Source organism: Psychrobacillus sp. INOP01, from assembly GCF_018140925.1.
In the GTDB taxonomy this organism is placed as follows: Bacteria; Bacillota; Bacilli; order Bacillales_A; family Planococcaceae; genus Psychrobacillus.
Window position 1 is genome coordinate 139,010 of record NZ_CP073315.1, and the last position, 26,770, is coordinate 165,779.

31 protein-coding genes are annotated in these 26,770 nt (G+C 34.7%); 5 read left to right on the top strand and 26 right to left on the bottom strand.

The genetic code is table 11. The features are described 5' to 3' along the window. The first annotated feature begins 42 nt into the window (after positions 1 to 42). A complete protein-coding gene (serC, locus tag KD050_RS00720; RefSeq protein WP_370627155.1) occupies positions 43 to 1,140 on the top strand; it encodes a 3-phosphoserine/phosphohydroxythreonine transaminase in 1,098 nt (365 codons plus the stop codon). A 95-nt stretch (positions 1,141 to 1,235) separates the two neighbouring features. Here serC and KD050_RS00725 read toward each other — a convergent pair whose 3' ends face one another. From KD050_RS00725 to KD050_RS00795, 15 genes are all read right to left on the bottom strand, one after another. Beyond that, positions 1,236 to 1,457: a helix-turn-helix domain-containing protein gene (locus KD050_RS00725; protein WP_211894378.1), complete on the bottom strand. Its 222-nt coding sequence runs from the start codon at positions 1,455 to 1,457 to the stop codon at positions 1,236 to 1,238. A gap of 10 nt (positions 1,458 to 1,467) precedes the next feature. Beyond that, on the bottom strand, positions 1,468 to 1,950 hold the full coding sequence (locus KD050_RS00730; protein WP_211894379.1) for a DUF2975 domain-containing protein: 483 nt from the start codon (positions 1,948 to 1,950) through the stop codon (positions 1,468 to 1,470). A gap of 175 nt (positions 1,951 to 2,125) precedes the next feature. After that, on the bottom strand, positions 2,126 to 2,485 hold the full coding sequence (locus KD050_RS00735; RefSeq protein ID WP_211894380.1) for a hypothetical protein: 360 nt from the start codon (positions 2,483 to 2,485) through the stop codon (positions 2,126 to 2,128). 44 nt (positions 2,486 to 2,529) lie between these two features. Beyond that, positions 2,530 to 2,742, bottom strand: coding sequence for a DUF6366 family protein (locus KD050_RS00740; protein ID WP_211894381.1), 213 nt, complete (start codon positions 2,740 to 2,742; stop codon positions 2,530 to 2,532). Between the two features lie 12 nt (positions 2,743 to 2,754). Then, positions 2,755 to 3,147 (bottom strand): TIR domain-containing protein, encoded by a 393-nt coding sequence (locus tag KD050_RS00745; protein ID WP_211894382.1) that lies wholly within the window; start codon positions 3,145 to 3,147, stop codon positions 2,755 to 2,757. An 80-nt stretch (positions 3,148 to 3,227) separates the two neighbouring features. Further along, the gene (locus tag KD050_RS00750; RefSeq protein ID WP_211894383.1) at positions 3,228 to 3,632 is read right to left on the bottom strand and encodes a VOC family protein; all 405 of its coding nucleotides are present in this window, start codon (positions 3,630 to 3,632) and stop codon (positions 3,228 to 3,230) included. A gap of 495 nt (positions 3,633 to 4,127) precedes the next feature. Beyond that, positions 4,128 to 4,598 (bottom strand): DinB family protein, encoded by a 471-nt coding sequence (locus KD050_RS00755; RefSeq protein WP_211894384.1) that lies wholly within the window; start codon positions 4,596 to 4,598, stop codon positions 4,128 to 4,130. A 245-nt stretch (positions 4,599 to 4,843) separates the two neighbouring features. Continuing rightward, positions 4,844 to 5,578: an SDR family NAD(P)-dependent oxidoreductase gene (locus tag KD050_RS00760; RefSeq protein ID WP_211894385.1), complete on the bottom strand. Its 735-nt coding sequence runs from the start codon at positions 5,576 to 5,578 to the stop codon at positions 4,844 to 4,846. A 125-nt stretch (positions 5,579 to 5,703) separates the two neighbouring features. Continuing rightward, positions 5,704 to 6,957 (bottom strand): Y-family DNA polymerase, encoded by a 1,254-nt coding sequence (locus KD050_RS00765; protein WP_211894386.1) that lies wholly within the window; start codon positions 6,955 to 6,957, stop codon positions 5,704 to 5,706. 119 nt (positions 6,958 to 7,076) lie between these two features. After that, complete coding sequence (locus KD050_RS00770) at positions 7,077 to 7,691, bottom strand: hypothetical protein (protein ID WP_211894387.1); 615 nt, start codon at positions 7,689 to 7,691, stop codon at positions 7,077 to 7,079. 42 nt (positions 7,692 to 7,733) lie between these two features. Next, the gene (locus tag KD050_RS00775; RefSeq protein ID WP_211894388.1) at positions 7,734 to 8,333 is read right to left on the bottom strand and encodes a S16 family serine protease; all 600 of its coding nucleotides are present in this window, start codon (positions 8,331 to 8,333) and stop codon (positions 7,734 to 7,736) included. Positions 8,334 to 8,902: 569 nt separating this feature from the next. After that, positions 8,903 to 9,820: a Gfo/Idh/MocA family protein gene (locus tag KD050_RS00780; protein WP_211894389.1), complete on the bottom strand. Its 918-nt coding sequence runs from the start codon at positions 9,818 to 9,820 to the stop codon at positions 8,903 to 8,905. A gap of 474 nt (positions 9,821 to 10,294) precedes the next feature. Next, complete coding sequence (locus tag KD050_RS21200) at positions 10,295 to 10,768, bottom strand: MFS transporter (RefSeq protein WP_235753887.1); 474 nt, start codon at positions 10,766 to 10,768, stop codon at positions 10,295 to 10,297. Positions 10,769 to 11,146: 378 nt separating this feature from the next. Beyond that, positions 11,147 to 11,590 (bottom strand): carboxymuconolactone decarboxylase family protein, encoded by a 444-nt coding sequence (locus tag KD050_RS00790; protein WP_211894390.1) that lies wholly within the window; start codon positions 11,588 to 11,590, stop codon positions 11,147 to 11,149. Between the two features lie 34 nt (positions 11,591 to 11,624). Continuing rightward, entirely contained in the window at positions 11,625 to 12,278 is a 654-nt protein-coding gene (locus KD050_RS00795; RefSeq protein ID WP_211894391.1) for an FMN-dependent NADH-azoreductase, read from the bottom strand. Positions 12,279 to 12,483: 205 nt separating this feature from the next. Between KD050_RS00795 and KD050_RS00800 the strand changes: the two genes are divergently transcribed. After that, positions 12,484 to 12,975, top strand: a complete 492-nt coding sequence (locus KD050_RS00800; protein ID WP_211894392.1) for an Rrf2 family transcriptional regulator — start codon at positions 12,484 to 12,486, stop codon at positions 12,973 to 12,975. Between the two features lie 65 nt (positions 12,976 to 13,040). Here the strand turns inward: KD050_RS00800 and KD050_RS00805 are convergent, their stop codons facing one another. Continuing rightward, positions 13,041 to 13,793, bottom strand: coding sequence for an SDR family oxidoreductase (locus tag KD050_RS00805; protein WP_211894393.1), 753 nt, complete (start codon positions 13,791 to 13,793; stop codon positions 13,041 to 13,043). Between the two features lie 158 nt (positions 13,794 to 13,951). On the opposite strand from KD050_RS00805, the gene KD050_RS00810 reads away from it, so the two are divergent. Continuing rightward, complete coding sequence (locus KD050_RS00810; protein WP_211894394.1) at positions 13,952 to 14,491, top strand: TetR/AcrR family transcriptional regulator; 540 nt, start codon at positions 13,952 to 13,954, stop codon at positions 14,489 to 14,491. A gap of 753 nt (positions 14,492 to 15,244) precedes the next feature. On the opposite strand, the gene KD050_RS00815 is transcribed toward KD050_RS00810, so the two are convergent. Continuing rightward, on the bottom strand, positions 15,245 to 16,003 hold the full coding sequence (locus KD050_RS00815) for an ABC transporter ATP-binding protein (RefSeq protein ID WP_211894395.1): 759 nt from the start codon (positions 16,001 to 16,003) through the stop codon (positions 15,245 to 15,247). 4 nt (positions 16,004 to 16,007) lie between these two features. Next, on the bottom strand, positions 16,008 to 18,314 hold the full coding sequence (locus KD050_RS00820) for an ABC transporter permease (RefSeq protein WP_211894396.1): 2,307 nt from the start codon (positions 18,312 to 18,314) through the stop codon (positions 16,008 to 16,010). Between the two features lie 350 nt (positions 18,315 to 18,664). Between KD050_RS00820 and KD050_RS00825 the strand changes: the two genes are divergently transcribed. Beyond that, positions 18,665 to 18,847 (top strand): hypothetical protein, encoded by a 183-nt coding sequence (locus tag KD050_RS00825; RefSeq protein ID WP_211894397.1) that lies wholly within the window; start codon positions 18,665 to 18,667, stop codon positions 18,845 to 18,847. 524 nt (positions 18,848 to 19,371) lie between these two features. On the opposite strand, the gene KD050_RS00830 is transcribed toward KD050_RS00825, so the two are convergent. The 3 genes from KD050_RS00830 to KD050_RS00835 all read right to left on the bottom strand — a co-directional run bounded on the left by KD050_RS00830 (position 19,372) and on the right by KD050_RS00835 (position 20,907). Continuing rightward, positions 19,372 to 19,824, bottom strand: coding sequence for an NUDIX hydrolase (locus KD050_RS00830; RefSeq protein ID WP_211894398.1), 453 nt, complete (start codon positions 19,822 to 19,824; stop codon positions 19,372 to 19,374). Between the two features lie 355 nt (positions 19,825 to 20,179). Further along, entirely contained in the window at positions 20,180 to 20,302 is a 123-nt protein-coding gene (locus tag KD050_RS21355; RefSeq protein ID WP_255553357.1) for a hypothetical protein, read from the bottom strand. Positions 20,303 to 20,487: 185 nt separating this feature from the next. Further along, positions 20,488 to 20,907 carry a hypothetical protein gene (locus KD050_RS00835; protein WP_211894399.1) on the bottom strand — a complete coding sequence of 140 codons (420 nt, stop codon included), beginning with the start codon at positions 20,905 to 20,907 and terminating at the stop codon, positions 20,488 to 20,490. A 296-nt stretch (positions 20,908 to 21,203) separates the two neighbouring features. On the opposite strand from KD050_RS00835, the gene KD050_RS00840 reads away from it, so the two are divergent. Then, positions 21,204 to 21,947, top strand: coding sequence for an alpha/beta fold hydrolase (locus KD050_RS00840; RefSeq protein WP_235753888.1), 744 nt, complete (start codon positions 21,204 to 21,206; stop codon positions 21,945 to 21,947). Positions 21,948 to 22,307: 360 nt separating this feature from the next. On the opposite strand, the gene KD050_RS00845 is transcribed toward KD050_RS00840, so the two are convergent. The 5 genes from KD050_RS00845 to KD050_RS00865 all read right to left on the bottom strand — a co-directional run bounded on the left by KD050_RS00845 (position 22,308) and on the right by KD050_RS00865 (position 26,766). Then, positions 22,308 to 23,318 carry a DUF4179 domain-containing protein gene (locus KD050_RS00845; protein ID WP_211894401.1) on the bottom strand — a complete coding sequence of 337 codons (1,011 nt, stop codon included), beginning with the start codon at positions 23,316 to 23,318 and terminating at the stop codon, positions 22,308 to 22,310. After that, positions 23,315 to 23,890, bottom strand: a complete 576-nt coding sequence (locus tag KD050_RS00850) for a sigma-70 family RNA polymerase sigma factor (RefSeq protein WP_211894402.1) — start codon at positions 23,888 to 23,890, stop codon at positions 23,315 to 23,317. The genes KD050_RS00845 and KD050_RS00850 overlap by 4 nt, the downstream gene beginning before the upstream one ends. 310 nt (positions 23,891 to 24,200) lie before the next feature. Then, a complete protein-coding gene (locus tag KD050_RS00855) occupies positions 24,201 to 24,641 on the bottom strand; it encodes a hypothetical protein (protein WP_235753889.1) in 441 nt (146 codons plus the stop codon). Between the two features lie 612 nt (positions 24,642 to 25,253). Beyond that, the gene (locus tag KD050_RS00860) at positions 25,254 to 26,501 is read right to left on the bottom strand and encodes a DUF4153 domain-containing protein (RefSeq protein ID WP_211894403.1); all 1,248 of its coding nucleotides are present in this window, start codon (positions 26,499 to 26,501) and stop codon (positions 25,254 to 25,256) included. Between the two features lie 49 nt (positions 26,502 to 26,550). After that, positions 26,551 to 26,766 carry a helix-turn-helix domain-containing protein gene (locus KD050_RS00865; protein ID WP_211894404.1) on the bottom strand — a complete coding sequence of 72 codons (216 nt, stop codon included), beginning with the start codon at positions 26,764 to 26,766 and terminating at the stop codon, positions 26,551 to 26,553. Between the last annotated feature and the right edge of the window lie 4 nt (positions 26,767 to 26,770).

A 26,770-nucleotide genomic window follows, 5' to 3' on the forward strand; every position in this document is an offset into this window, starting at 1 on the left:
ATGGATAAATAAATTCAAATCAATATGATAGGAGAGTTCATCTTGAGTCAATCAAATCAACGCGCATATAACTTTAATGCAGGTCCTTCTGCACTTCCACTGGAAGTACTTGAAAAAGCACAACAAGAATTAGTTAATTTCCAAGGTTCTGGTATGTCTATTATGGAAATGAGTCACCGCAGCGCAACCTTTGAAGAAGTACATAATGAAGCTATTTCCCGTTTAAGAAAACTTTTCGCCATTCCAAACGATTATGAAGTTCTGTTCTTACAAGGTGGAGCAAGTCTTCAATTTACAATGATTCCGATGAATTTCTTACAGATTGGAAAAAAGGCAAGCTATATAATGACAGGTGTTTGGTCAGAAAAAGCTTATAAAGAAGCGAAATTATTTGGCGAACCTGTGCAAATTGCAAGTACAAAAGAAAATAAATACAGTAATATCCCTTCATTAGATGAAATCCATGTCGACTCAGATGAAGCATATGTACATGTAACATCGAATAATACAATCTACGGAACACAATGGTCCGAGTTTCCTGACACAGGTGAGGTTCCATTAATCGCAGATATGTCTAGTGATATAATGTCAAAACCTGTAGATGTTAGTAAATTTGATATGATCTATGCTGGAGCTCAAAAAAACTTGGGACCTTCCGGAGTGACTGTCGTTATTGCCCGTAAGGATTTTCTGGCAAAGGCAAACACAGAAATTCCAACAATCCTAAAATACAGCACACATGCTGAAAGTAACTCCCTATACAACACACCACCGACATTCGGCATTTATATGCTTGGAGAAGTGTTAAAATGGATAGAAGAAAAAGGCGGTTTAACTGCAGTCGCTAAACAAAATGAGGAAAAAGCAAAACTGATTTATGATGTGATTGATAACAGCAATGGCTTCTATAGAGGACATGCTTCCAAAGAAAGCCGTTCTCTCATGAACATTACCTTCCGCGTAGCAGACGAGGAATTAGAAAAACAATTCTTAGCTGAAGCAAAAGATGCAGGCTTTATCGGCTTAAATGGTCACCGCTCTGTAGGAGGTTGCCGAGCTTCTACTTATAATTCAGTTCCACTCGAAACATGTAAGGCTCTTCGTGATTTCATGATTGCTTTTCAAACCAAACACCAATGACTTTGAGCTTGTCTTTCGATGACAGGAATAATAAAAATAGTTGAAAATAGACCATCATTTTTTGATGGTCTATTTTCAACTAAATTCCTAATTTATTATCCTCGAATGTTTTCATCACTTTTATATTCTAAAATATCCCCTGGCTGACAGTTCAAAGCCCTACAAATCGCCGCTAAAGTTGATAATCGGATAGCTTTTGCCTTACCGTTTTTCAGTATAGAAAGATTAGCCATCGTTATTCCAACCCGCTCCGAAAGTTCTGTAACACTCATTTTCCTTTTAGCCAACATCACATCAATATTGATAATAATCGCCATGTTATTCACCTCAGACCGTTAAATCATTTTCTGATTTTATATCAATTGCTTCCTGTAAGAGTTTTTGGAGAACGGCAGCAAAGATTGCTATCACTATTGAAGCAAAAATAATGACCATTCCGATTACTATAACACCCGGGGCGTCGTCCATTTCCGCTATGAGATAGAAGAGCGGCATGCCTACCACATACAGGCCACTGATTGTAATTGCGCAGTATTTTATTTTCTTTAATGCTCTCACAGAAATTTTTGAGAAAGCTTTATTCTTATCAATATAGCTTAAAAGTTTAAAAGCTTGATACAGAGCAAAGTAAAAAGGTATCGCCGCTGCATACAAATTGATTAAAACTAGATACTTGATAAAAGCAATATCTGGATACAATTCTGCTGCAAAATTCGCTATCCCAGGCACCAAAAATATGCATAGAGCAAGAACTGGGATTCCTATAAGAATAACAGTAATCTTTAAAAAGAGGGTTGATCCTTGTTTCATAAAAAGCACCTCACTTATTTATTGTTATTTTGACTTTAACATGTATTTTATCGTTTCACAATAAAGTATTATCGTATATTAATTCATTATTATTGTTGTAGAAAGTCCTTTTCATTTCTTAAATAGAAAAAGAGCATTTCTCTTTACAAAGAAATGCTCTATAATTTTCCCAGACTCAGAAGCTATCAAACACTTCAAATTCGCCATTTTGTTTTTTAGCTAAAAACATGTTAGGTTTTCCATCTACTGAATAAATTTCAGTACCTTCTTCTAAAAAATTTGAAGTAAGCTCTTTTTTAGGAGCTATTCCTAAACCATACTTCGTTTCCACTTTTCCTATAAGATCTCCAGGTTCAACTTGAAAGTCTTCAGCCGTTTTCCCAATTGATTGCGTTTCTTTCCCATTAACGAAAAGCAGAGCTTCGTAGGTATTACTTGAGCTACCTTCTACCTCATCCTCTTCATTATTCGTTTCTGAACAACCTGTTATGACTAACATTAAGATTATCAATGAGGAAATATTAATAAATCTCAAGTTGTCTCACCTCTTTACGTTAGTAACATTTTTAAGTAAAATCTCTAAAAAAACAGGTTATATAAAACATATCCAACGATTAAAACAACAATTAATATACCTGTCCCTTTCCAACCCATACCACCTGTTAAATCAGTCAAGTTCCCATTACTTTCCCTATTTAATGCATCATGCAGAGAACCAGTGGGATTACTTTTTAATTCACTTTGTCTTAATCGTTCTCTTTTTTCCAGAGGTGTTTCATGTTGATTATTCAAATTCAGCGCCCCTTAAAATTTGAATTTTTTGCCTATAATTTCAACTAATTCATCTACGGTTCCAAAGCACTTTTCGATTTCGGGTAAATGATAAAATGTACTGGTTGTTTCAATATTATCTACTTCATTGTTTGGTGAATAGAGATATATTTTTTTACGATTCCCTATAGCAATACCTAGTTCAATATGACTTCCTTTTCCTGCTGGTAATAAAACCACAACTATATCAGCTTCTATTACAGCATTTTTCTCCTTTTCACCTATCACCTTTAGTTCTCCCAATGTTGTTACGTTTTCATTTACAGTCCAATCATATGTATGGATAAATCCTTTATTCTTTAACCTTTTACTAACATATCTAACCTTATCTATATTTTTGAGGCTAGATGCAATATAAAATTTCATCATTTCTCCCCCTTTTTATCGCATTTAGCATCATAGATATTACTATCCCATATTGGATCAATCGCCCGGTTGTTTAGATTTTAATAACTACAAAGTTCTATCAACGTTCCATCAGTTGACACGGGATTAATATAAATGAGCCTTCTTCCACGTGTGTTAGTACGGAGTGTCTCCTCTAGAAAACGGACTCCATTTTTACTTGCATCGAGTATTGCTTTGTCCAAATCGTCAACTCGATATGCAATATGATGTACCCCTTTTCCTCGTTGCCTTATAAACCGAGCCATTGGTGAGTTTTTGTTGGTTGGTTCTAATAATTCAATTACTTTATCATTAGTTTTAACAACAGCGACGTGTACTTCAACACCAGGTATATCACTTGTATAACGGTCCTCTAATAGTCCATTTAATACATTTAAATAAAAGGGAAGAGCGTCATCAATACTTCTAACCGCAATTCCTACGTGATCTAAAACATATTCCAATTTAGTTCCTCCTTCCCGTTATCTCAATGTAATCATTCTGAAGGCTCAGCTTTTTAAAAAAACAATTTCTAAGCCTCTTTCGTTATGAAATTTTATAGATTTAAAGTGTTTTTTAATATTCATGGGAGTTGAAGATTCGGTAGCTGAAATTTGTTGCACTCATCGAATATGATTGCCACTATTATAACTTAAATACAGTTTTAAGGTATCGGATATTCTTACTAAGTAACTTTAAAATTTATCCGGGTTCCTTAAACAATATAAAACCACTGTTCACACAAAAACAAGCATCTACGGAGAAATTAATTATTATTTTCTACCCTTAATTTGCCCAATTTTGTTTTAGTAGATGTATTTTGAACAGTACCTTTCTGTCTTTAAAAAGTCTCCCCTAGTTATAACTATTTAAATTAGCATAGTTAAATATCGAATTAATATAACTATTCTATAAATTGTCGTTATAAATTTTTTGCGATTATAGAACTCGATCCCTTTTTAGTTTTTAATAGCACGATAGATCCTTTTAATCGTTTCAATATGAAGGGCTTCGTGATAGAAACTGAATAAAAATGTTTCTCCAAGTGTGTGAAATGTAATCCCAGCTTTGTTAGTGAATGGCTCCGGCAATCTTTTCTGTAGACTTCCAGGTAGGGAATCTTTTATTCGTTGTTTTTGTGCAATCAGTTCAACCGAAATTTCTGCGATTGAAGGTGCAATTCCAATCCAATCTGCTGGTTTCGTACCTGCACTAAAAAATGTTTCATATGCTTGTGGAAGAATCATCTTTTCTCCGGAAACACCAAATACAAGTTTTTCCTGGATATAGGCAATATGACCAAAGTTCCAACGAATATTATTCGTAAATCCATTTGGTATAATATCTGCTATTTCCTCTGGTATTTGTTGGATAGATTTTTCTGTTATTCCCCGTACTATTTGCATGTGCTGAAAAATTGTTTGTTCCATTACTTCTCCCCCTATTTTCGTTTAGAGCGTATGTCATCTACGGTGAAATGTGCAGACTTCAGTAATTCGTTATACTTCTGACTTTTTACTTCATAGATAGATACTTTTCTATCTTCATCATATGCACTCTCCGTCTATAACATAATTACTTTCCTATGTATTCTCTATTAGCGAATGAAATCCCTTCGTTTCATAATATGGACAAAAAAAATGACTCCCGAGTTGGAAGTCATTTCAAAGGGAATTTATTGTGCTGTATATCCGCCATCGACTGTTAAAACATTTCCTGTCATAAACGAAGAATCGTCTGAAGCCATGAATAAAACAGCTTTAGCCATTTCCTCCGCTTGTCCTAAACGTTGCATTGGCGTCATCGTTTTTAATACTTCTTTGCTTTCTTCAGGAATAATCGGTGTATCGATGAAACCTGGAGCCAGTGCATTTACACGAATATTTTTGGTTGCATATTCCAATGCAAGTGAGCGCGTTAAGTTAATCACTCCCCCTTTTGCTGCATTATAAGCGGCCGAACCAGGAGAACCTACCCAACCATACATGGAAGCAGTATTTACAATTGTTCCTCCACCAGATTTAAGCATTTCACGAATTGCTTCACGTGCAACTAAGAATACACCATCTAGATCAACATTTACTGTATTACGCCACTCTACATACTCTAACTCTTCTGTTGGAGTTACGCGACCAATACCAGCATTATTAAAAACTACATCGACTTTCCCAAAAGCGGCAATTGTTTCTTTGAATATATTTTGGACTTCTTCTTCACTTGTAATATTAGCTTTAAAAAATAACGCCTCTGCATTTTGTGCTTTTAACTCTGCTTCAAATGCTTTTCCTTTTTCTTCATTCAAATCTACTAGCACTACTTTTGCACCTTCTTGAACAAAAAGTCTTGCTGTTGCAGCACCGATTCCCGATGCACCACCTGTGATTATCGCTACTTTGTTTTGTAATTTCATTAGAAAATTTCTCCTATCTAAATAAAATTTAAATATCTAAACTCTTTTATCTTGAATTAAAGATATTTACATTATTAATATATTCCTCTATTTAATTAAAGTCAAAATATTGACTCAGACGCATTTTACTTTTTATGTCCTCCAAGTAATCCCGCACGCTTTCTTGCAGTTCCTGCTTCTGTATAAGATACTGCACGTAATACTGCAGTAGAGCCGTATTTACTCCGTAGGGCATCCATCGTTTTTCCTAGCTTTCGTTCCTTCCATTTATTTTCTTCAAACAAGCTTAGCTGCATTGAATACTCTGGTTCTAAATTGGTAATCGAGAGGGACAATTTCCGAACAGGACGGCGATCATAAAATTCATCAAAGATTTGTTCACACACTTTATAAATGGTCATTGTGGCATTTGTCGGCTCATCGATGGAACGAGATCGATTGAACCCTCCACCAAATGCGTCTTTGCTGTACCCAACAGATAAATGTATCGTTCTACCAACCATTTCTGCTTCGCGTGCACGCCTAGCTACATCTTCACACATTTCCAAAACGACTGCCATGACTTCTTTTTTACTACGATAATCTCGAAATAATATTTGTCCTTTCCCATAACTAATTTGTCCTTCGGCGAGAGGCGCTCCGAGCTCGGATAAATCTACCCCCCACGCATGATAATAGAGCTGGTTTCCCATCACCCCAAACTTTTCCTCGAGCAGAGATAGTGGTGTATTCGCCAATTGGCCAACATTGAAAATCCCCATGTTATTTAGTGTCTTTTTTAGACGAGACCCGATCCCCCACATATCACTTAATGGAGTTACTGGCCATAATTTCTCCTGAACGTCTTCGTACGTCCATTTAGCAAAACCTGTTTTTTTCGCTTCTAGGTCAAGTGCCAGTTTAGCCATAAGCATATTTGGCCCCATTCCAACCGCACATGGTAATTGAAATTGAGCATATAGTTCATCTTGTATACGTTTTATCGTTTTTTCAACGGGTCCCCAAAGCTTCTCTGTCCCGCCAAGATCTACGAAACATTCATCGACACTGTATACATGAATCGCTTCATGTGGAACAAACTGATGTAAATAGCGTGTAATTTCCATCGATACTCGAACGAAAAACTCCATTTTAGGTTCTATAAGATGAATCGAAGGATGATCTGGTATTTCAAACAAGCGTGTTCCAGTCTTTACTCCAAACTGTTTTTTCATAGGTGGAGATGCCGCGAGCACGATACTTCCTTTTTGCTCCAAATTTCCGATGATCGCAATTGGAGTATTCATGACATCCAGACCTGCGTCTGCTGCTGCACAGCTCGCAAAAAAACTACGTATATCAATGCATATAATTTTCCGGTTTTTTAGTCCTTCATACATATTATTTACTCCTCTCTTAAGGAACATACGTTCTTTATAGTATATTACGAACACAAGTTCTTATTCAATGGTAAATAGTAGTGATATAAAAAAACGTTCCTATCGTAGGAACGCTTTTATTATTCGAGATTGATTACAAATTCGAGACCAGTAGGTTTCTCTTTTAAATGATCTGTATACTCTGTAAAAACTAAGCTTAATCCTGTTAAATCATCTGGGAGTGGTGGAGATACAACAAATTTTTGTGTAGAATGACCTCCTGATCCCCTTCCACCGGTAGGACGACAATCATAATTTTCATTGATGTATAGATGAAAAGCGCCTTCATAGCGACTACGACGTATTTCCTCGAGAGGGTCCGAATTGTTTGTGTCTTCCCAATCTATAGTAAGATAGACTACACTTGCATTGTCAAACTGTCGAATGAAAGTAACCGAGTATAAACGTTCAGCATTTTCTATTACTTTCATAACTGGCAGATGTCTTCTGAAATTATTCGGTTCCACCTGAGGTCGAAAGGACTCCTCATTTCTCAATAACCAAAATAACGAATTTAACAAATCCTCATAAACTCCATACTTGTCCGACCATTCGGAGATATATTCAATTGGTGGAACACCTGGATTGTTATTTGAAAGCTCTTTACGTTGTTTTAATAGTTCACATAATTGATTGTCAATCGGTAAAAGCTGTTGATCGTAATAGCCAGATTGGTCCACTTCTTTTTTTTTCATGTTAATCTTCCTCTCCTATTTATCCCGGTTTAACTCAGCGATTTATTGAATGGCGTCATCCACATTTCTGACTCCAATTACTTCTATTGTTAGATTAAACGATTTCACCACATCATTGCCCTCCTCCAGATTTCCAATTGGGAGAATTATATATGAGAGTCCAATTTTATTTGCACTTAGAATTTTTTCTTTTATAGAGATAACCTTTTTTACCTTTCCTGATTTACTAATAGCCCCAGTCACACCGATTGGCATATTATTTTTTAATTTTTCTTGTTCTATTATACTAGATAAAACGAGTGCTAATCCTGCACTGTTCCCACCTGAATTACTTCTAGAAAGAAACTCATCTATTGCAGGATTACTTGTATTTAAATACGACTTTACATTCACTGACATCTGATGAAAATAATCTTCCTCCAGATTGATTCCAATCAATTTAAAGATTATTGACGTTTTACCAGCATAGCGATGCAAATTAGTGGCTTGTTTTATATCAAAAATTATTAAGTGACTATTCGAATCTCGAAAGGCTTGTTCATCTAAAACCTCTTCCTGTTTTAACTCAATTGAATATACAGGCAATAGGAAAATTCCAGAGTTTTTTATTAGTTCTTCTGGTGGAACATATGAAGAAATCAAATAGTGGTTTCCCTCCGTAAAAATAATTGGAAATTCATATAAAAGTAAAAAAAAAGAAGCGATAAAAGAGAACAGGAAAATATGTTTTGAGATCCGTGCTTTTCTAATACCAAACAAAAAAAATGGCCATAATATAACGAGAAATACCAACATACCCCAAAAGAAAAAACTAGAAATATAATCAAGGAGAAACAAATAAAGCTCCGCAAAATAAACAAAAATTGTCAAAATGAAAGGAAGCATTTGATGCCTATCTGCTGATTCAATTATCTTTATCACCTATCCTTTCCAATACTCACTACAATACTTATTCTATTTACTTCTAAAAACACCTTCATATTCCACCTAAATAAAAAACACTCCCAACTTACGGGAGCGCTCTAAGAGACATTCATTTCTTTATACTATATCCAATATTTTAAGCCTACTTAAAACCATATACTGCAGAATCATATATTGCAAATGCATGTTTATATTTAGTATTTAAATCAAAATATTTAACAGGATTAAAGTCAGTCTTGGTTTGACTTTAAAAGCCAGCTTTATACTCCATTTACTTATGAATATAATTATTTTTGCTTTAGTAATTGATCAACAAGTAGTTGAGACTTTAACCCTTCTAAGCCATCAATAAGGGGTTGCTCATCATTTTGAATACAATAAATGAAGTGCTGTACAGCATCTTCAAAGCCTCGTTGTTTTAAAGTTGTTTCCCATGATGAAGAAACTGTTGTAGATATTGCATTTTCTTCTTCGATTTCTGTGGTATTCATGTTTTTTACACGGATAATTGCTCCGTCTGTTATCAATTCTATTTGTTCTAAATTCGTTCCTGCTTTTCTATGCATAGCTGTGGTGAAAGATATATTTTGAGAGGATTCATACGTATGCTGAGCATATAAAAGTTGATTTTCATCGTTCGTATGAACAGTTCCATACAGCACACTAAGACCTCCATCACCCAACCAACGTACTGTATCGACTAAGTGAAGATAATCATCTAACATTGTGAACTCATAAGAATAAGGACCCACACTGTTCGTTCTGTGCTTTTCAACACGTACCCAAGCTAAATTGTTCGCTTTTTCCTTTGCTTTCACATACATTGGAGCAAAACGACGGTTAAATCCAACCATAAGCTTTCTTCCCAATTTTTCACTTAATTCGACTAATTTTTCTGCATCTGAAATAGATGCTGCCAATGGTTTATCGACATATACATCTATCCCTTTATTAAGCAGTTCCGAAACCACTTCATAATGTGATTCAGTAGAGCTGTGTACAAACACGGCATCACACTCTTGAGCCAATGCTGGTAAGCTATCAAAATCTTGTATACGATACTGATTGCAGATTGCCTTTCTCTTCTCTCTACTGGGTGAAAATGCACCCGCAAATGTCCAATCTGTTTCTTTTGAAAGAATAGGCAAATATGCTTTCTGAGCGATACCACCCAGTCCTACCATTCCGATTCTAGGTTTCATCAAATTAATCATCCTCTATCTATATAGATTTGGTACCATAGCTATTTTACAACCTTTTTATAGTATACAATTATGTATTTACTACTCCGCCCACTGGACTTTCTGTATTTTACAGTGCGATGAAACTTCCCATGAAGTATATAATAAACTCCGATTCCGAATAGAATGAAGATCGTACTATAAAAATATAAAGAACTATAGCCTAATTTTTCTGTTAACAGTCCGAATAAAAAGGAACCAATTCCAAATCCAAAATCAAATGTTAATAGGTAAGTAGCCCTAGCCAATGTCCTTTTTTCAACTGGTGCAATTTGAATGGCAATTGTTTGATGAATTGGAAAGATGGTTCCCTAACCTAAACCAATAAAGGCCGCCGAAAGAAGAAAAGATAGTAATGATGTTGAAACACTAAGTAAATATGTTCCAACAGCAAAAAGGAAAATTGTCGGATAGATAATTTTATTTGCTCCATAAATATCAAACCATTCCCCTGTAAAAGATCTCGAAATTAACCAGAGCGAAAAATCCAGAAATTAATGGAACGGGAATAGCAGAACCCTCAAATAAGGCCTTTATTCCTTTACTTGAATCTAAATTTTTGACTTCGTGTGTTACTGTGTTTTTTGGAATCCGAACAAATAAGCCTACAATCAAAGCAACTAGTGCCAATAAAGCATTAATGAAGAACAATTGATTTACTCCTCCGTGATGCATAATAGTTAACCCCAAAAAAGGTCCAACTACCATGCCAAAATTAAGTGTTAGTCCGTAATAGCCCATCCCTTCCCCTTTTCGTGATTCAGGGATGAGGTCTGCTACGATGACTCTGGTAGCTGTAGTTGCCATTCCAAATCCAATTCCATGGAAAAAGCGAACAATAAGTAGTGTTGTGATCGATTGCATTATAAAATATAAAAAAGATGAACGACAAACTATTAAGAAAGCTGTCAAAAAAACAGGATACTTTCCAATCCTTTCTATCCATTTGCTTGAATCGGAAGTTGGCTTACTGTTCAGGTATCATTACTCGCCCATTCGCAATTGTAAAGGTAAGAAAATTAGCGATTGAAATACTAATAAAATTTTTTGTTCATCATTTTGGCTTGAGCAATAAAATTCCTCCAATATTAATCTAATATTAAAAAAATAAAAGGGTTATTCTTTTATCTTTGACATCAGAACTTCACTCAAGATATCCCTTGTCCTCCATCTTTTTCAGAATTCTGCTTACATTGGGTTCGTCTTTAAAAGTTTCTAGCGCCAACTTTATTTGGATGCCTTTCGTTTACAAACTGTACCGAACACCCATAGGATGTTCGGTGAGAATAATTATTTTTCAGTTGCTGTATTCCCCATTGCAATAGAAATTCGATTCCAACTATTGATTTGATTAATTATTAGTACAAGGTCAACATATTGTCGCTCGTCATAATGTTCACGTACTCGTTGATAAAGCTCATCTGGCACACGTTTTGTCGGGATTAAAGTTACGTATTCTGTCAACTCAAGAGCCACTTTTTCTGCATCTGTGTAAAAAGTGCTCTCTCTCCAAGCACTAATACAATATAAACGTTGTTCCGTTTCTCCCATTTTTCTAGCATCAGCTGTATGCATGTTAAGACAATATGCACAACCATTTATTTGAGAAGCAAGAATTTTTATAAGTTCACGAAGTTTACGGTCTATACCTGTTGTTTTCGTATACTTCTCCATTTCCATCATTATTTTAAGTACTTCAGATGCTACATTGTAATAATCAACTCGTTGTTCCAATTTAATTTCCTCCTTTTATTTCTTTTTTTTGCCTTTAAGACAGTATTAATTTAGGTGCTAATCTTAAAGCAGCTTCTTCAGCTTCTTTATATGCTTTTTGTAATACTTCATTTGGTTCTAGTAAAGCAGTTCCTTGCGCCCGAATGATTTGATAGTCTTCAATACCAATGAAATTGAACATTGACTTCAGGTATTTTTGGGAGTAATCAACTTCTGTATACCAATCATTATTGGTATAGATTGATCCACTTGCTTGTATAACAAGCATTCTTCGCCCGTCATTAAGTAAACCCACTGACCCATTTTCAGTATATTTAAAAGTTTCACGTGCAATCAGGATATTGTCCATATAATCTTTTAACTTTGATGGAATATTAAAATTATGCAAAGGTAAAACGATGATATACGTATTTGCACTCTTAAATTGATTTAAGATCTCGGACATACGTTCCGTTACTTTTTGTTCTTGATTAGTTAGCTCTTGTTCTATTCGTTGTTTTTCCCATGCACTTAAAAGCGTTTTATCTATCATAGGCACTTCATCACTATACAAATTAATCTGTTCAATTGCTTCACTGTCAGGAATTAATTCTTTATATGCTTTCAAAAAGTGGTTAAAAACCTGTAAGCTTACTGAAAAAGTATCATCTACTTTTGGATGTGCGTTAATGATAAGTGTTTTGTTCATTTTTATTTCCCCTTTAAAATGAATTTTAAGTTCCAATCGAAGACTAGATTAATCGTCGATTGAACTAGTCCATAATATATGCTATAATTATTTTTGTCAAATGAATATGAATTACCCAAAAGAAATTTCTTTTATTTGACTAAAACTCAAAATACTTCTAAGATACTATTTGATAACCCTTAAAATCAAAAGCAGGTGAGTTTATATGCAGTATAGTGTCGGAGTTGAATATGCTTTACATTGTCTGGTTTATTTAATTGATGTTCCTTCCAACGATAGTATTGGGATAAAGGATTTGGCTGAATTCCAAGGACTTCCTGAGACATTTCTTTCAAAAGTTTTCGGTAAATTATCTAAGGCCGGAATTGTAAGTTCTGTCAGTGGGGTAAAAGGAGGATATAGATTATCTAAATCTCCAGAAGATATTTCCTTTTGGGATGTAATTGAAGCAATTGAAGGCCCTAAGCCTATTTTTCAATGTAAAAATATTAAAGACAATGGGTATTTGTATAAAAAAAACTGCTGTCAAGCTCCCTCCCTTTGCACCATCAATTTAGTTATGCTCTCTGCGGAAGAAAAAATGCGTGATGACTTACGTAGTAAAACACTTTCATGGTTAAATGAAGAACTTGATAGTGTCTTATCTAAACAAATACGTGAAGATACTCGGAAATATTTTTCGAAGAGCAACACATAAACCAAACCTCTCTTGAAATTCCTTAATTGAAGGGAATTAAGAGAGGTTTTTTCTTAGTTCATTAATTATGCAAGGCCGCCATTTGAAAATATAACTTGTCCATTAATCCAACGTCCTGAAGTTGCTAAATATTTTACTGTGTCGGCAATGTCTTCTGGTGTACCCAGTCGTTCAAGTGGTGCTGCTTTAGAAAGATTATCGATTGTTTGTCCATCTTTTCCATCTAAAAATAATGGTGTTGCAGTTGGACCTGGAGCTACAGCATTAACTGTGATATCTTTACCATGCAATTCGCGAGCCAATATCATTGTCATTGATTCAACCGCCGCTTTACTTGCAACATATGCACCATATGTTGGAAATTTCGTGCGAGTAACTGAAGTAGAAAAATTAATAATTGCACCACCTTTGCGAACCCGTCGTGCCGCTTGTTGGGATATTACAAAAGTTCCTCGAATATTTGTGCGGTGCATTTTATCTAAATCAGCTAAGTTCAGCTCTGCGATAGAGCTGAGTAACATAATACCTGCTGTATTGATTACGACATCGATACCACCAAATTTTTCTTCAACTATATCGAAAGCTTCTTGCATAACTATTTCATCTGCAACATCTCCACTTATACTAATTGCTTTTCCGCCTTGCTTTACAATCTCATTTACTATAGTATCTGCTCTAAGTTTATTGCCAGAATAATGTACAGCAACAGCAAATCCATTATCGGCTAATTTTTTTACAATGGCGTGTCCAATACCGCCAGATCCTCCTGTAACAAGTGCAACTCGTAAATCAAGTGTTTCAGTAGATGTTTTTGTCATGATATTTCTCCTTTGTTATTAAAAATTTAGTTACATTTTTTACGATTTGTAACTTTACAACAACATCATTATACACTACTTAGTTACAAAATCAATACTTTGTAACTAAGTGGTGTATCCTGTATAATAAAACTTAGAAAAAACTAGGGGGACCCACAATGGCAATACTTACAGAAGAGAAAATTTTTTCTGTTACAGAAGAAATCATAATGAGAAAGGGAGTACAAAAAACCACTCTTTCTGATATTGCAAAAGAACTTGGAGTTACTCATGCCGCATTTTATAAACATTACAAAAATAAAGAGGATCTATTGCAGCAACTTGCACTCAAGTGGTTAGAAACTACTTCTAAGGAATTATTAGAATGGAAAGCCCCAAACGGTGTAAGTTCTGCTGTTGCACTTCACAATTGGCTCTGGCTTCTGGCTACTACAAAGAAAAAACTTTATCACGATGATAAACATATGTTTCGGTTATATACGGATTATTTAGAACGTACTCAAATCCTCGTTAAAGATCACTTAAAACAATTAGCGAAAAAAGCGGAATCCATTAGTGGATTAAAAAAATCTGGCCATGCTATTATTACAGCTTTTGTTTATTTCCATAATCCATATTTTGCAGACCGTTGGGATAATGAGTTTTACAAGGAGACTTTTGAAGATGTATGGAAGCTAATTGCTAACAAACTGCCATAAGCTAAGACTAAGAAGTAGTTTGGGTAGATCCAAAAAGTGGTTTGTTTTAATCTTTTAGGAGCACCCTTTTTTAGGTATCCCTCCTTTTTAAATGGCTACTCTATTATGTATTTATATATTAAAATAAACGCATCTAAAATATATTGCCCTTAACTTAACTCTAATTACAAAAAATTATAAAAATAAATCAGTATTATAAATGAGTTTTTTTCTTAAATATGAAAAAGACACACACCTTTAGGGAATTGTGTCTTACAAAAATCCGCTCAAAGTTAATGCTATCCAAATAATGGTTACTTACAAAAATGTTTAAGTTACCACATTAATGTTGTAGAACAATCAAGTAAATACCTTGTGTTATTCAATTATCAGGCCCAATTGTTGAATAACATGACTGGTGTATTATAAACAACTTTATTATCTCTGGACACGTATTTTGTGCAAATTTTTATGAATATACGAGGTTTCAGTGTTTATTGTTATTCATTTTATAAAAAAGATTGATTATTTCGGAAAGCGAATCTTCAACTAAACTGCTGCGTTAGTTGAAGTGTAACATTTCACAATGGATCGCCGAAACATACTTGATGTATTGGACGTGAAAATAGACCATCGAATGATGGTCTATTTTCACTAAAGAACTAGTTGAAACGATTGAGCAGGGTCTTCTTAAGTGTTGTTATTTTTCTTTTCTTGAAGAAATTAATTTTCATGGTAGTTGAATAAAGGTATCAAGAATAAACTAAAATCAAATCATATTCCTACTTCTCTCATTTTAACTGTAACTTCATCGACTCTATCTTCAATATCCTTCCCGTCAAACTTCGGAAGCTTCAACTCGCTCACGATTTTCCCGTCACGCATAAACATAATACGATCAGTCCGCGCCGCAACCTTTGCATCATGAGTTACAAGCATAAGCGCTGTTCCTTCCGCGTTGATTTCGGAAAATATGTCCATAATCTCCTCCGAAGATTTAGAGTTGAGCGCGCCAGTTGGTTCGTCACCGAAGATGATTTTCGGGTTGTTCATAAGCGCTCGGCATATTCCTGCACGCTGAAGCTGACCTCCCGAAACCTGTGTAATATCGCGCTGTTCAAGATCTCCAATGTCTACCCTTTGCATTAGCATTCTTGCCTTCTCCGATATTTTTGGTGCGTTTTTTCTGTTGTTTCGCATTGACGGAAGAATAATGTTATCGAGTATATTTAGATTTTTCAGCATAGTAGGCTGCTGAAATATAAACCCCATTTTTATTCTGCGTATTTCTGAAAGCTCTTTCTCCCCGACCTCCGTTAGATCCACACCATCAAAAACGACCTTACCGTCGTTGACGATGTCCATTCCACTCAAAGCAAACATTAGTGTAGATTTTCCTGATCCCGAAGGCCCCATAACTGCAACGAATTCCCCCTCATTTATTTCAACGGAGACTCCGTCGAGAACATTACGCTGTTCATCGTCCACGCCAAAAGATTTTACAATGTGATCACCGATAATAATCTTTTTCATATGCCTACTCCTTTATATTGTCAGAAATTTTTATTTTCCCCGCACCTGATGTGCCCAACATTGTAGCGATAAGAACCGCGACTATCATCATCAGCGGACTAAGCAAATATGCTGTAAGCGGATTAACTGTAAAATTAAAAGCTGACACTCCAAACGAAGCGATAAGCGCGCCAGCAAGGACCTCTCCGAGAGAGTTCGCGAGAAGCGTACCCAGAATAATTCCGACAATCAGAACGAAAACCGAACGAGAAACATACTGTGTCTTAATATCCGAGTTTGTAAAACTGAGCGCTTTCATGACAGCAATGGAATATCTGTCCTTTGCAATAAGCATTTTCATGAACAACAGTGTAACTAGTACCGTAATAATTAGTGCGACTGCAATTGCTGTGTAGGAAGCCATTTTAATGGAACTTAGTGTTGATCCGAGGGTCTGAGAAACAAATTCATCAATGTCGGAAGTCTTTGCAAAATCGAATTTATCCGAATATGCTAAAACCATGCTATCGATAAGTGATTTATCCGAAAGTTCAACACAGAAGATGGTCCAGATGACGCTCGCCAACTTGTCGATAAAAACAGCCTTTGCCGTTTTTCCGCCGTTGGTGACATCCGAATATATTCCGCTTACCGTGAGATCTTTCTCCTTCCCTTCAATCACCAGCGTTATGACCTCGCCGACATTTTTGCCAAGATCATCGGCGTTTATAGTAGAAAGCGAGATTTCGTTTTCTGCAGTAGGAGCTCTGCCCTCAGAATACTCTATAGGAAATGCCGAATGGTCACCAAGTTCAACTTTTATATTTTCCTCTGACCCGTTTCTCGTTATTACTTTAAAAGTCTTAGTTGTCATAACAGCATAATTAGAAACGGCACTGTCGCTGTCTATTGTCTTCACAATTTCATCGCTTTTGTCAGTTATATTGGTCTGTATGCGCAAATCGTAGTTTCCAATCCCCATATATTGGATGAAACTTTTTTCGGAAATCGTGTTGTAAAGGTTCTGCGGAACAATAATTATAAATGCTGAAATCACCAGTACCACAAGCATTGTGGCGTAAAGTCTTTTTCTTGCGAAGACATCCTTGATTCCGAGAAAAATATTCGTACTAAACAGTCTGTTTTGAAATAGGGAAAAACGCTTAGCGCCAGTCATTTTTTCCTGAGAAGTACCAAAGCGTATAGCTTCCGCAGCGGAAATTTTTCCAAAACGTTTCAGCACTCCATATACATAAGCAATAATTGCAAGAAATACAACTAGAATTCCAATAATTCCTAAAACAATTGCAAATGAAGAATTTTCGCTTTCGCCCATAAAAAGCCGTATATTTTCAAGAAGAATGCCTTGAAATATAAGCGAAAGAATAAAACCAAGAATACTACCTGCCGCCGCAATAGCTGCATATTTCGCAAGATAAATCTTCTTTATGTCTGAAAGATGAAGCCCTATTGCTTTCATAACACCAATTTCACGGTAGTCATCTTCAATTTTTGCAAGGAGCGTAAAACGTATGCTCATAAATGCGATGGTAACGACAAGTGCGCTTACAAGAAGGATAACCGCAATCATCATCCCATCTGAAATGGCGTTCATCGTTTTGAAAAGCGTATACGTAACTGTTGGTCCGTTTGCTTCAAGTTCAGCGGAAGCATAAGCTGTTTCAAATTCACCTATCGCTGAGAAATCCTTTAATCTAAACTCAATCAGATACTCGATACTTCCAAGGCCTTTAATTTCCTCAAGATCATTTATGCTTACAAGAAATCGCTTTGACGCGGAGAGCGAGGAATTCATAGTGGAATCACGGAGAAATCCCGCAACGGTAAATTCCTTCCCGCTTATTACCGCCTTGTCACCTACCTTAGTGGTGTTGTCCTTCATATAACTTATTGGGACATAAATTTCACCGTCGGAAACGTTGATGATATTACTGTTAAGATCAAGAAGATAATCGAATTTTTCATTTTGTATGCTGAAGCCGTTATCCTGAACACTATTCGCAAGTGAATTATCACCCAATAGTATCTGCGCACTGTCTATGTTAAGAAATTCAACCACCTGATAATCATCGACATTGCCATTATGCTCTGCAAATGATGCAAGCCGTGCAGTATCAATTTCACCCGAATGCATCTGCATAAAATGAGGCGTTTTTGCATTTTTCATAAGTGTATCTAACGAGCCCGAAAGATTGACGACAAGAATCGCTGCGAGCGAGACAAGCATAGCCGCAGAAGCAACAAATATCATTGTTGTCAACGTTATCGCTTTGCTCTTTAAAAAGTCATTCCATATTATTCTCTTATACATAAGTCACCTCCATATTAGTTTTTCTTTCATAATATAAATCTAACAGATAATTAAAAAAATATAGTACATCTCAAGACCGAGATTTGATGCACCTTAAGGTTGAAAATATATTCCAAATAATTGTCCTGTTCAAAAAAAGAGCATTGTTCCTTATCGGATCAATGCTCCTATTAGTCAAAGAATATTATTCATTATTTTATTAATCCCTCAAAACTTGCTTTCAGAACTACTTTCTCATTTTAATTTGTACATAAGGAAGATGCCCCCAATAATAGGAGCAGTATTCATTTAATGAATACTGCTCCACCTGTTTAGTTGCTTCTAAACTGTGTTTTTTTATGAAGTTTAAATTGCATGCATCAACAAATAAAGCACAAGCTTCGTCTCTTTATCTATTATTTTATTACCTAGGCTCAAGTATCGGTGGTTCCCTTGCGGGGCTGGCTTGGGAGCATGTAGGTTGGATCGGGGTAGTAGGGGTTATTATTCTAAGTGTTTCATTTGCACTGCTCCTTGTCACAAAAAATAAATAGGTATATTTAACCCATTAATAAATTAATGTGATGTGTAATTCATGATTATATTCAGCTAACGGGGTGCTTTAGTTGAACAAAAAAATTAAGGTAGCCTTGTTAAAAACAATCTAACAAGGCAATTTTGGTACTTCATTAATTATCTATTTAAACTGCTCATAATGATTAGCAACCCATCGCTTCTGATTTTCCGCAACGTATTGTTCAACCGCTATCAGCCTATTCACCAACTCTTCTTTTGTAAGATACATATACTTCTTTTATGTTTATCGGTTAGCCTAGTTATTGCATTTTTATGAATAAAACGTCTTTATTATCTATACACATTGGTTGAAAATTAATGCACGATCTAGCTCCCTTTAATTCTAATTAGACTTAAATCCAACTCCACATAAGGGGATTATAATTACTACATCTTTAGATTTCGAATACTTTACGTACACTGCATAATTCTTGAAATAAAGCACCAGTTAGTTGAACATTTATCTACCTTTTAAAGGCATTAAATTTTTATCTGATACTTCTTACACTAAAAGCTTTACTATACCCTTATTGTACTCAAATAAATAATCATTCTCTTTTTCTAATAAAACAGGTAGGTACTGAGATACCATTTCAGCAACCCCTAAGTTATTCGGGTGCATTATCCAATCTATTTGTTTCCAATCGAGAATCCCTTCTCTTGTTTTTTGTATAGGTTCATTCCCTAATGTTGCCTCTACTTCGAATAAGTACACATATAACCCATCTTTTTCGCCATCACTTTTATCCCATGTAATTACAGCTTTTGAGTAATATTCGTTTACTTTGATACCTGTTTCCTCAAATACTTCACGTATTGCGCCCTCGTCAGCTGATTCTCCTGCTTCATATTTACCACCAACCCCGTTCCAAACACCCATAATCGGTGGTTTTTCACGATTCAGCATTAAGATCCGGTCATTACTTTTCAAAAAACATACATTATATTTAAACAATAAATCATCTCCACAATTAAATTATTATACTTCAACTAATTTGTAACCTAACCATCTTATTTTTTGTTTTTATAACATCAAATAAATAAACTAAAAGACTAATTATTACTGAAAGTTGTAGTCTTGAACTTATTCCAACCAGCATAACTAATCCAACGTTTGTTTTCTATTGCTCATTTCCCACTTTTTCCATTTAGCGTAATCGTGGCTAATTGCACCCCAAAAAAAGTTAAAAAGAAAATGAATATTATTAGATTCTCATTTATAGTCAAATCGCCATATCGATATACAACATAATATGAAAGAACAGCAATGGATAAAGACCATAGGCCACGAAAGATCTTTCTTCTATAACTCAACTTAAAAAAACTAATTCAAATCCTTTATCCACCTTTTCTTCGTCTTTAAAAATAACGGAACAAAATATGGATACAATCATGACAACAATCAATACAATAATGAAATAGAAAAATGACATTCTTACACCCCTATACATTTTTAAATCATGAATAAATTATAGTACTAATAACTTCGACAAGAAACTATCTTATACTGTTTTATACTAAATACTCTTATTGAACTAACCTGCTGCGTTAGTTCAATAAGAAAAAATGCTTTACTCCTTCTTGAAGTAAAGCACCTGTTAGTTGGACAAGAATAGAGCTAACGCCACCATTCTTTAACTGTCTTTTTATATGATTTCTCATTTTCATCTATTATTTCAACTAGACAATCATAAGTTTCTAATTCATTACCTGAAGTACCAATGTGAGTTTTTTCTAAGTTAAAAACTATAGTCACTTTTGCAGATTTAACATTATCTAATGGAATATTCTCACCTTTTAAATGACTTTCAAAGTCCTTTAATAAATCATTTAAAGAGCCCTTTATGACAGGTATTTCAAAAGCTTCAGGTTTGATACTTCTATCCAAAATATCTATAACAATACTCTCCATATTTTTCTCTTTTGCAATATTATGTAAATGTTCAATAACATATCCGTCATCTCGATAATTCATTAAACTTAAAAAGCTATGAACAGTGTTATGTCCTATACTTTTTAACAATTTTAACTTAGCCATTTTAGCACCTTCTAATTTTCTTTAATCTTACCATTCTTATTGAACTAACTTGTTTCGTTAGTTTAAGTGTAACATTTCACAATATATAGCCGAGATTTAATTGGGCATACTAGCGACTTACATGATACTTTTTAGCTCATAAAAGGTATTATTCTACTTCAAATAAGAAAAAGGTTAGTGGGAGAAGGAATTATAGAAATCCAACGAGAATATGTTAATAAACCAATTATTAAAATAAAGTTAAAAGAAAAATTTGATAAAGTGTGGTGTAATTATTGAAAATAGAGAAATATGAAATGAAAACATCAAAAGGGAAGTTACAATATAATATTAGTGGAAATGGTAAACCAAATATAGTTTTAATCAATGGTGGGGCAGGTCCTATCGAAGGTTGGATGAAAATACTACCAGAAATTTCGGAATCTTCCACCGTATTTTCTTATAATCGTTTTGGAGTTGGTGGCAGTGATAAACCAAACGAATCACAAGACGGTACAACAATAGTAAAAACTCTTCATGAAGCACTTACTATAGCGGGGATTGAACCTCCATTATTATTAGTTGGACATTCACTAGGTGGATTATATGTAAATTTGTTTGCTCGACTTTATCCGAACGAGGTAGCTGGAATAGTTTTTTTAGAATCTAGCCATCCAAAAGATTTAAGCCTAAATGAATACCAAGGTAATACAGTAAAAACTATAAATAAATTGTTCAAAATGTTTGATTCGTTGTCTTCACATAAACAATTTGATGAAGTTAATCATGTGAAAGATACTGTGAATCAAATACAACAAGTAAATATTTTTCCTGATATACCTGTATTTGTTGTTACAGGTGGAAAGGAAAATCGAATGATGCCAGAGCAAGTTCGAACAAAACGAGTAGAGAATCAATTGGAATATCTTTCATTGTCTAAAAATAGCAAACATATTGTTGCTGAAAAAAGCGGACATTTTCCTCAATTAACAGAGCCTATAGTCGTCATAAATACTATCAAAGATTGTGTAAAACTAATTAAATCAAAGGATAATCAATAATTTTGATGATTAAAATGGAAGAAACAAAGCGAAACAAGAAATGCTACAGAGATAGCAATGAATAGAACTAGCTAGTTGCTATGGTTTATCTTCTGCTAGTATTTCAATTACTTCATATTTTGCTGTGTAATAAAGAGCCTAAAGATATGTAATCTAGTATAAATCATTTGGATTCCATTCCTTTCTTTCTTATCTTACAATTTTTTTTAATACACTTTAAATGTTCAAATGCGACATAAAACTCCACTTCTCTTATTCAACTAAACTGCTGCTTTAGTTAAGAAGAAAAAAGCCTTACTTCTTCTCGAAGTAAGGCACCCGTTAGTTGAATAAGACCTTCATAATTGGTATTAACTCTATTTACGGGATCGTTATTTTAAAGGGCTTCAACTTATGTTCCTTCCATTCTATATGACCATCTCCCCTTTGAATATCAAATTTAGCATAAGGGGTGATTGTCAATTCAGTCACATCATTTTCGAGCGGTTCAAATAATTGCTTACCGTACTTCCAACTAATCTCCTTTAACCTTTTGTTAGAAGAGTCTACCACCTCAAATTCGAGGTTAACCTCTCTTCCATAATTTTCTTCCTTATACTGGGCATCATACGAAATTAGAAAGCCGGGAGTGCCCCACTTAATATCATGTATCTCATAATTCAAGTTGTCTATTTGTTGAAATTTTGCAATATCGATCTTATTTTCATACTGTGCTTTAACTACTTCCTTCGTAAACTCAAATAACTCCCCTTGCTTACCTTCAAAAGTCATACCCAATTCAAGTGTATCAGGGTTAAAAGTATAGTAATTAATTTTTAAAATGCCTGTCCAATTTGTCGGTGAAGTTTCATCCGTTGTAAGTCCATAATTCGATAAAGGCATTCCACCTTTATAATTATGATCAATGTTAAAATAATCAGACGCTATCGGTTTTTCAGAATCGACGGAAAAGCTGGCTGTTACCCGTGCATCATCGTAATAGATTTCCCCGAGCGTTATCGTAATCCCGTTGATTGTTTTAGATTCCCCGTAAAACTCACTCAACCCTGCTTCCGAAACATTTTTCAATCCGATATCGCCTAAGTTCTTATATATTTGTCCAATTAATGGTATAGAAGAGACCACCTGTGCCATAGCTGGAGACACCGTCGCAGAAGCGACTAACAATCCAAAAACCAAAACTGCTGCCCCGATGCCATAACCCCATTTTTTTCGAGTTGATTGTTTTCTCATCTGATGTGACTGCTTCTTGTATATTGATTGCTTTAATCTTGCCTTTACTCTTGCCTTTTCGACTTCGCTTACTTCCATCTCTTTAAAATCTTCATCATCCAGCTTGAGATTATTAAAATGCTCAAAGATATCTTTCATGCAAAAGTCCCCCCTAAGTTATTATTAGTTCGTTGTTGTTTTAGTCTTTTCTTTCCACGGTAAATGCGATTATCGACTGCGGCTTTTGTTAAACCAATATTTTTTGCAATTTCATCACTTGTCATGTCCAAGAAAAATTTCATCATAAAAATATCTCGGTCAATCACTTCAAACCCACACATTAACTTTAATAATTCATTTTTATTTTCAGTAACAAGAACTTCGTTTTCTATAGAAGGACTACTACCTACATCTAAATCATTCGTACCAACAATTTCAACTTCACCACGTTTGTTTGCTTTCCGATAGGTATCAATTGCTTTAAATTTTGTGACCACACAGAGCCATTTTCGAAAATCATCAGTGTCCCCTTCAAACTGATTTGCGTGATGCCAAATAGTTAAAAAAACATCATTTATACATTCATCAACTAGACCAGGGTTTCCTAATGGTGACAATACTTTATAGGTAATACCCTTAACTAACGGTAAATATTTATCAACTGCATATTCTAAAGCATCTTCTTTTTGACGTTTAAGCCGTTTTATAAAATTATGATCGGTAGTTCTCATAAGATTTGTCTCCTTACTTTTTGTAAAATCCCTCACACTATATACAACGAAATAAATACACTTTTTTTCTCACATTTAATAAAATTTGATTTTAAAAAAATTATAAAGCCGAAATACCTTTCCCTTTGTTTCTTAAACTACAAAAAAAACCTGCCAAAGACAGGTCTTTTCGGTTTCAAAAACATTAAATTATATTGGATTTCATTAGAAAATTCTTATTCAACTAACCTGCTTCGTTAGTTCAATAAGAAAAAAGGCTTTCTCCTTCTTAAAGTAAAGCACCCGTTAGTGAAAAAGAATTACTTTACTTCTAGAACAAATGCATAAAAGCATCTCCATGAGATAAGTTCTCTTCCTTATCATCCTTCCACCATACGCCATAAGAATAATAATAAACTCCTTTTCGAGTAGGTGCGGAAAAGCTATTTTCTTCAATCAAGACTTCATTTTCATTACTTTCACTAACCTGCATAAGATGAAATTCATTTGGTTTTGGTTCATATTCCATTAAAAAAGATATTTTCTCTCCTGGGTTCACTTTGATAGGTACTTTCCCCTTCAAGAGTTCAACAGGTCCAGCAGTATCAACACATCCATCATCCCAACAATAAGTACCTAGCTTTGTTTCATAGTTTTCATTTCCAATATTTATATTGACTTCTGGTGGTTCTTCACCTGATAATCCATCTTTTGAACACCCCGTTATAGTAAAACTAATAAGAACTAATAATATAAATAGACAATTTTTCATAAACCTTCCCCCTTTAAAGGTATAGACGTTAGATTAACCCTACTGTTACACTTACTTATTAGTTTTTGTTCAATAATTTACATATATTAACTTATTCACCATAATCGCAAAAAAACCTTCTTCTTCAACTAAACTGCCGCGTTAGTTGAAGAAGAAAAAGCCACCCCTACAGGCAGCCACTTGTATAACTAAAGCACCCGTTAGTTGAAGAAGAAACGTGAAGCTTATTCAACAATCGCGCCATTTAATTGAATAACTAAAGTCTGACCTCACTCATAATATTACTTAATTATTCTTCAACTAACGCCCTCTTTAGTGTAAGTACATCTTTTCACATTTAATCTAAATCAAACTCAAAATTAAAACCTGCAAGTTTAGCTTATCAAATACGTTTCATGAAGTCCTTTTTCGTTTGACGCATGAAACTGGTCATATTTTAAAGAATCCAGTTGTAACAATATAATATGTCTTCTAGTTTGAAACCCTCTTTTTAACTTTAGTAATGAAAATAAGCCGATATTATGCAACTCTGTAAAAAAGCTGCTTAATATCGGCTCTAGGGATTTTATACGTTATAGAAGATTAGCCTTTCGTTACATTAACAGAGCCTCTCTAATTAAAAATTATAGGAAAAGTAAATATAACGAAAGCTGCCCAAATTCCGTAGACCGGCAAATACTTAGTAACTGCATCTTGGATAGTTGAAGGTCCGGATTTATTTTGTAGAAAACGCATATAGGAGAGCATAATCCAAATTAGATTTGCCCAGATAAGTATGTTTACTCCTAAAACAGCAATTCTATTAGGCGTAATCCCATAAGAAGAAAGTCTGAACACGATGGCTGACAAAGCCACACTGTCAATGATAAGCGCAAGAACAATTAAGGCAAAATTTATATAATCTGAAATGTTCTTTTTCTCGTCTGAGTCGCTCTCGATAATGGAAAATATGGTAACGGCCAATACACCAAGGAGTATTCCGTTGAAGGCTATCAGGAAATTGCGGTCCAAGAATGGATTTTTTCCGACCCATATAACCGTAATAAGATAGACCAACAATGTGACCAGGACAAGAGGACTAAAAATTTTAGCTATATATGGTGTAATATTCTTAGCAAGTTTAAGATTCATTGATACCAGGTATGCGGCCACAATGGCAAGAGCGGCAGCACCAAATAAAACGACATTACTAAAATAGAAGTCTTCTATATCCAGGCCAACAAAGCTAAATAACTGCATGGTTAATGCTGCTAGTATCATTCCGCTAACTGCCATGCTAGCATAGAGAATACAATATTCCAAATTAAATTTAATATAGGCTAATCTTGTACTGCCTTTTGAATATTCATTTCCTGTAAATGCAAGCCCTACCAATACCCATAAGAATATGGGAAGGTGTAAATAAGCAAGGATAATACTGTCTTTATAATTTAATGGCAGCATGTTAAGATAAATCCCGGAAATTAGGAACAACGCTGCTATGGAATAAATAACACTTTTTTTCGGAGTATTATTGTAAACAAAATAGGCAGCAATAAAGGGAATTATACCAAAAACCAGATTAATTGGAGCAATTGCTTCCTGTTCGACAAAATGGAAAATGATCCTGGTGCTTATCCCGGCCAGAATGGCTAAAATGCCCATGAATAAGAAACCTTTTTGAAGCAAGGAAGATTTTTCTGTATTTGCCGTCTCCCTGAAATGCAATCTTTCATACCAAACACCAAGAACCTGAGAATCAGGATTTTGTTCCCATGCGTGTGAGAATGACTTTTTAAAAGCTTTCGGGTCTTTTCTATACATTCTCTCCAGCTCACTAGGGTTTGCAATATTTTCAATAATCAAATTGTTAATGTCCATAAGTTATACCTCCTCTAATAATTGTTATATTAAGTTTCCTCCACAATGTTTAACTGTCCTCGTCACTTTTGTATTCTAAAATATCTCCAGGCTGACATTCTAGAGCCTTACAAGTTGCCTCTAAAGTGGATAAGCGAATCGCTTTTGCTTTTCCATTTTTCAATATAGAAAGGTTCGCCATTGTTATTCCAACCTGCTCCGAAAGTTCTGTTACGCTCATTTTCCTTTTTGCTAACATCACATCAATATTGATTATTATTGCCATTGTT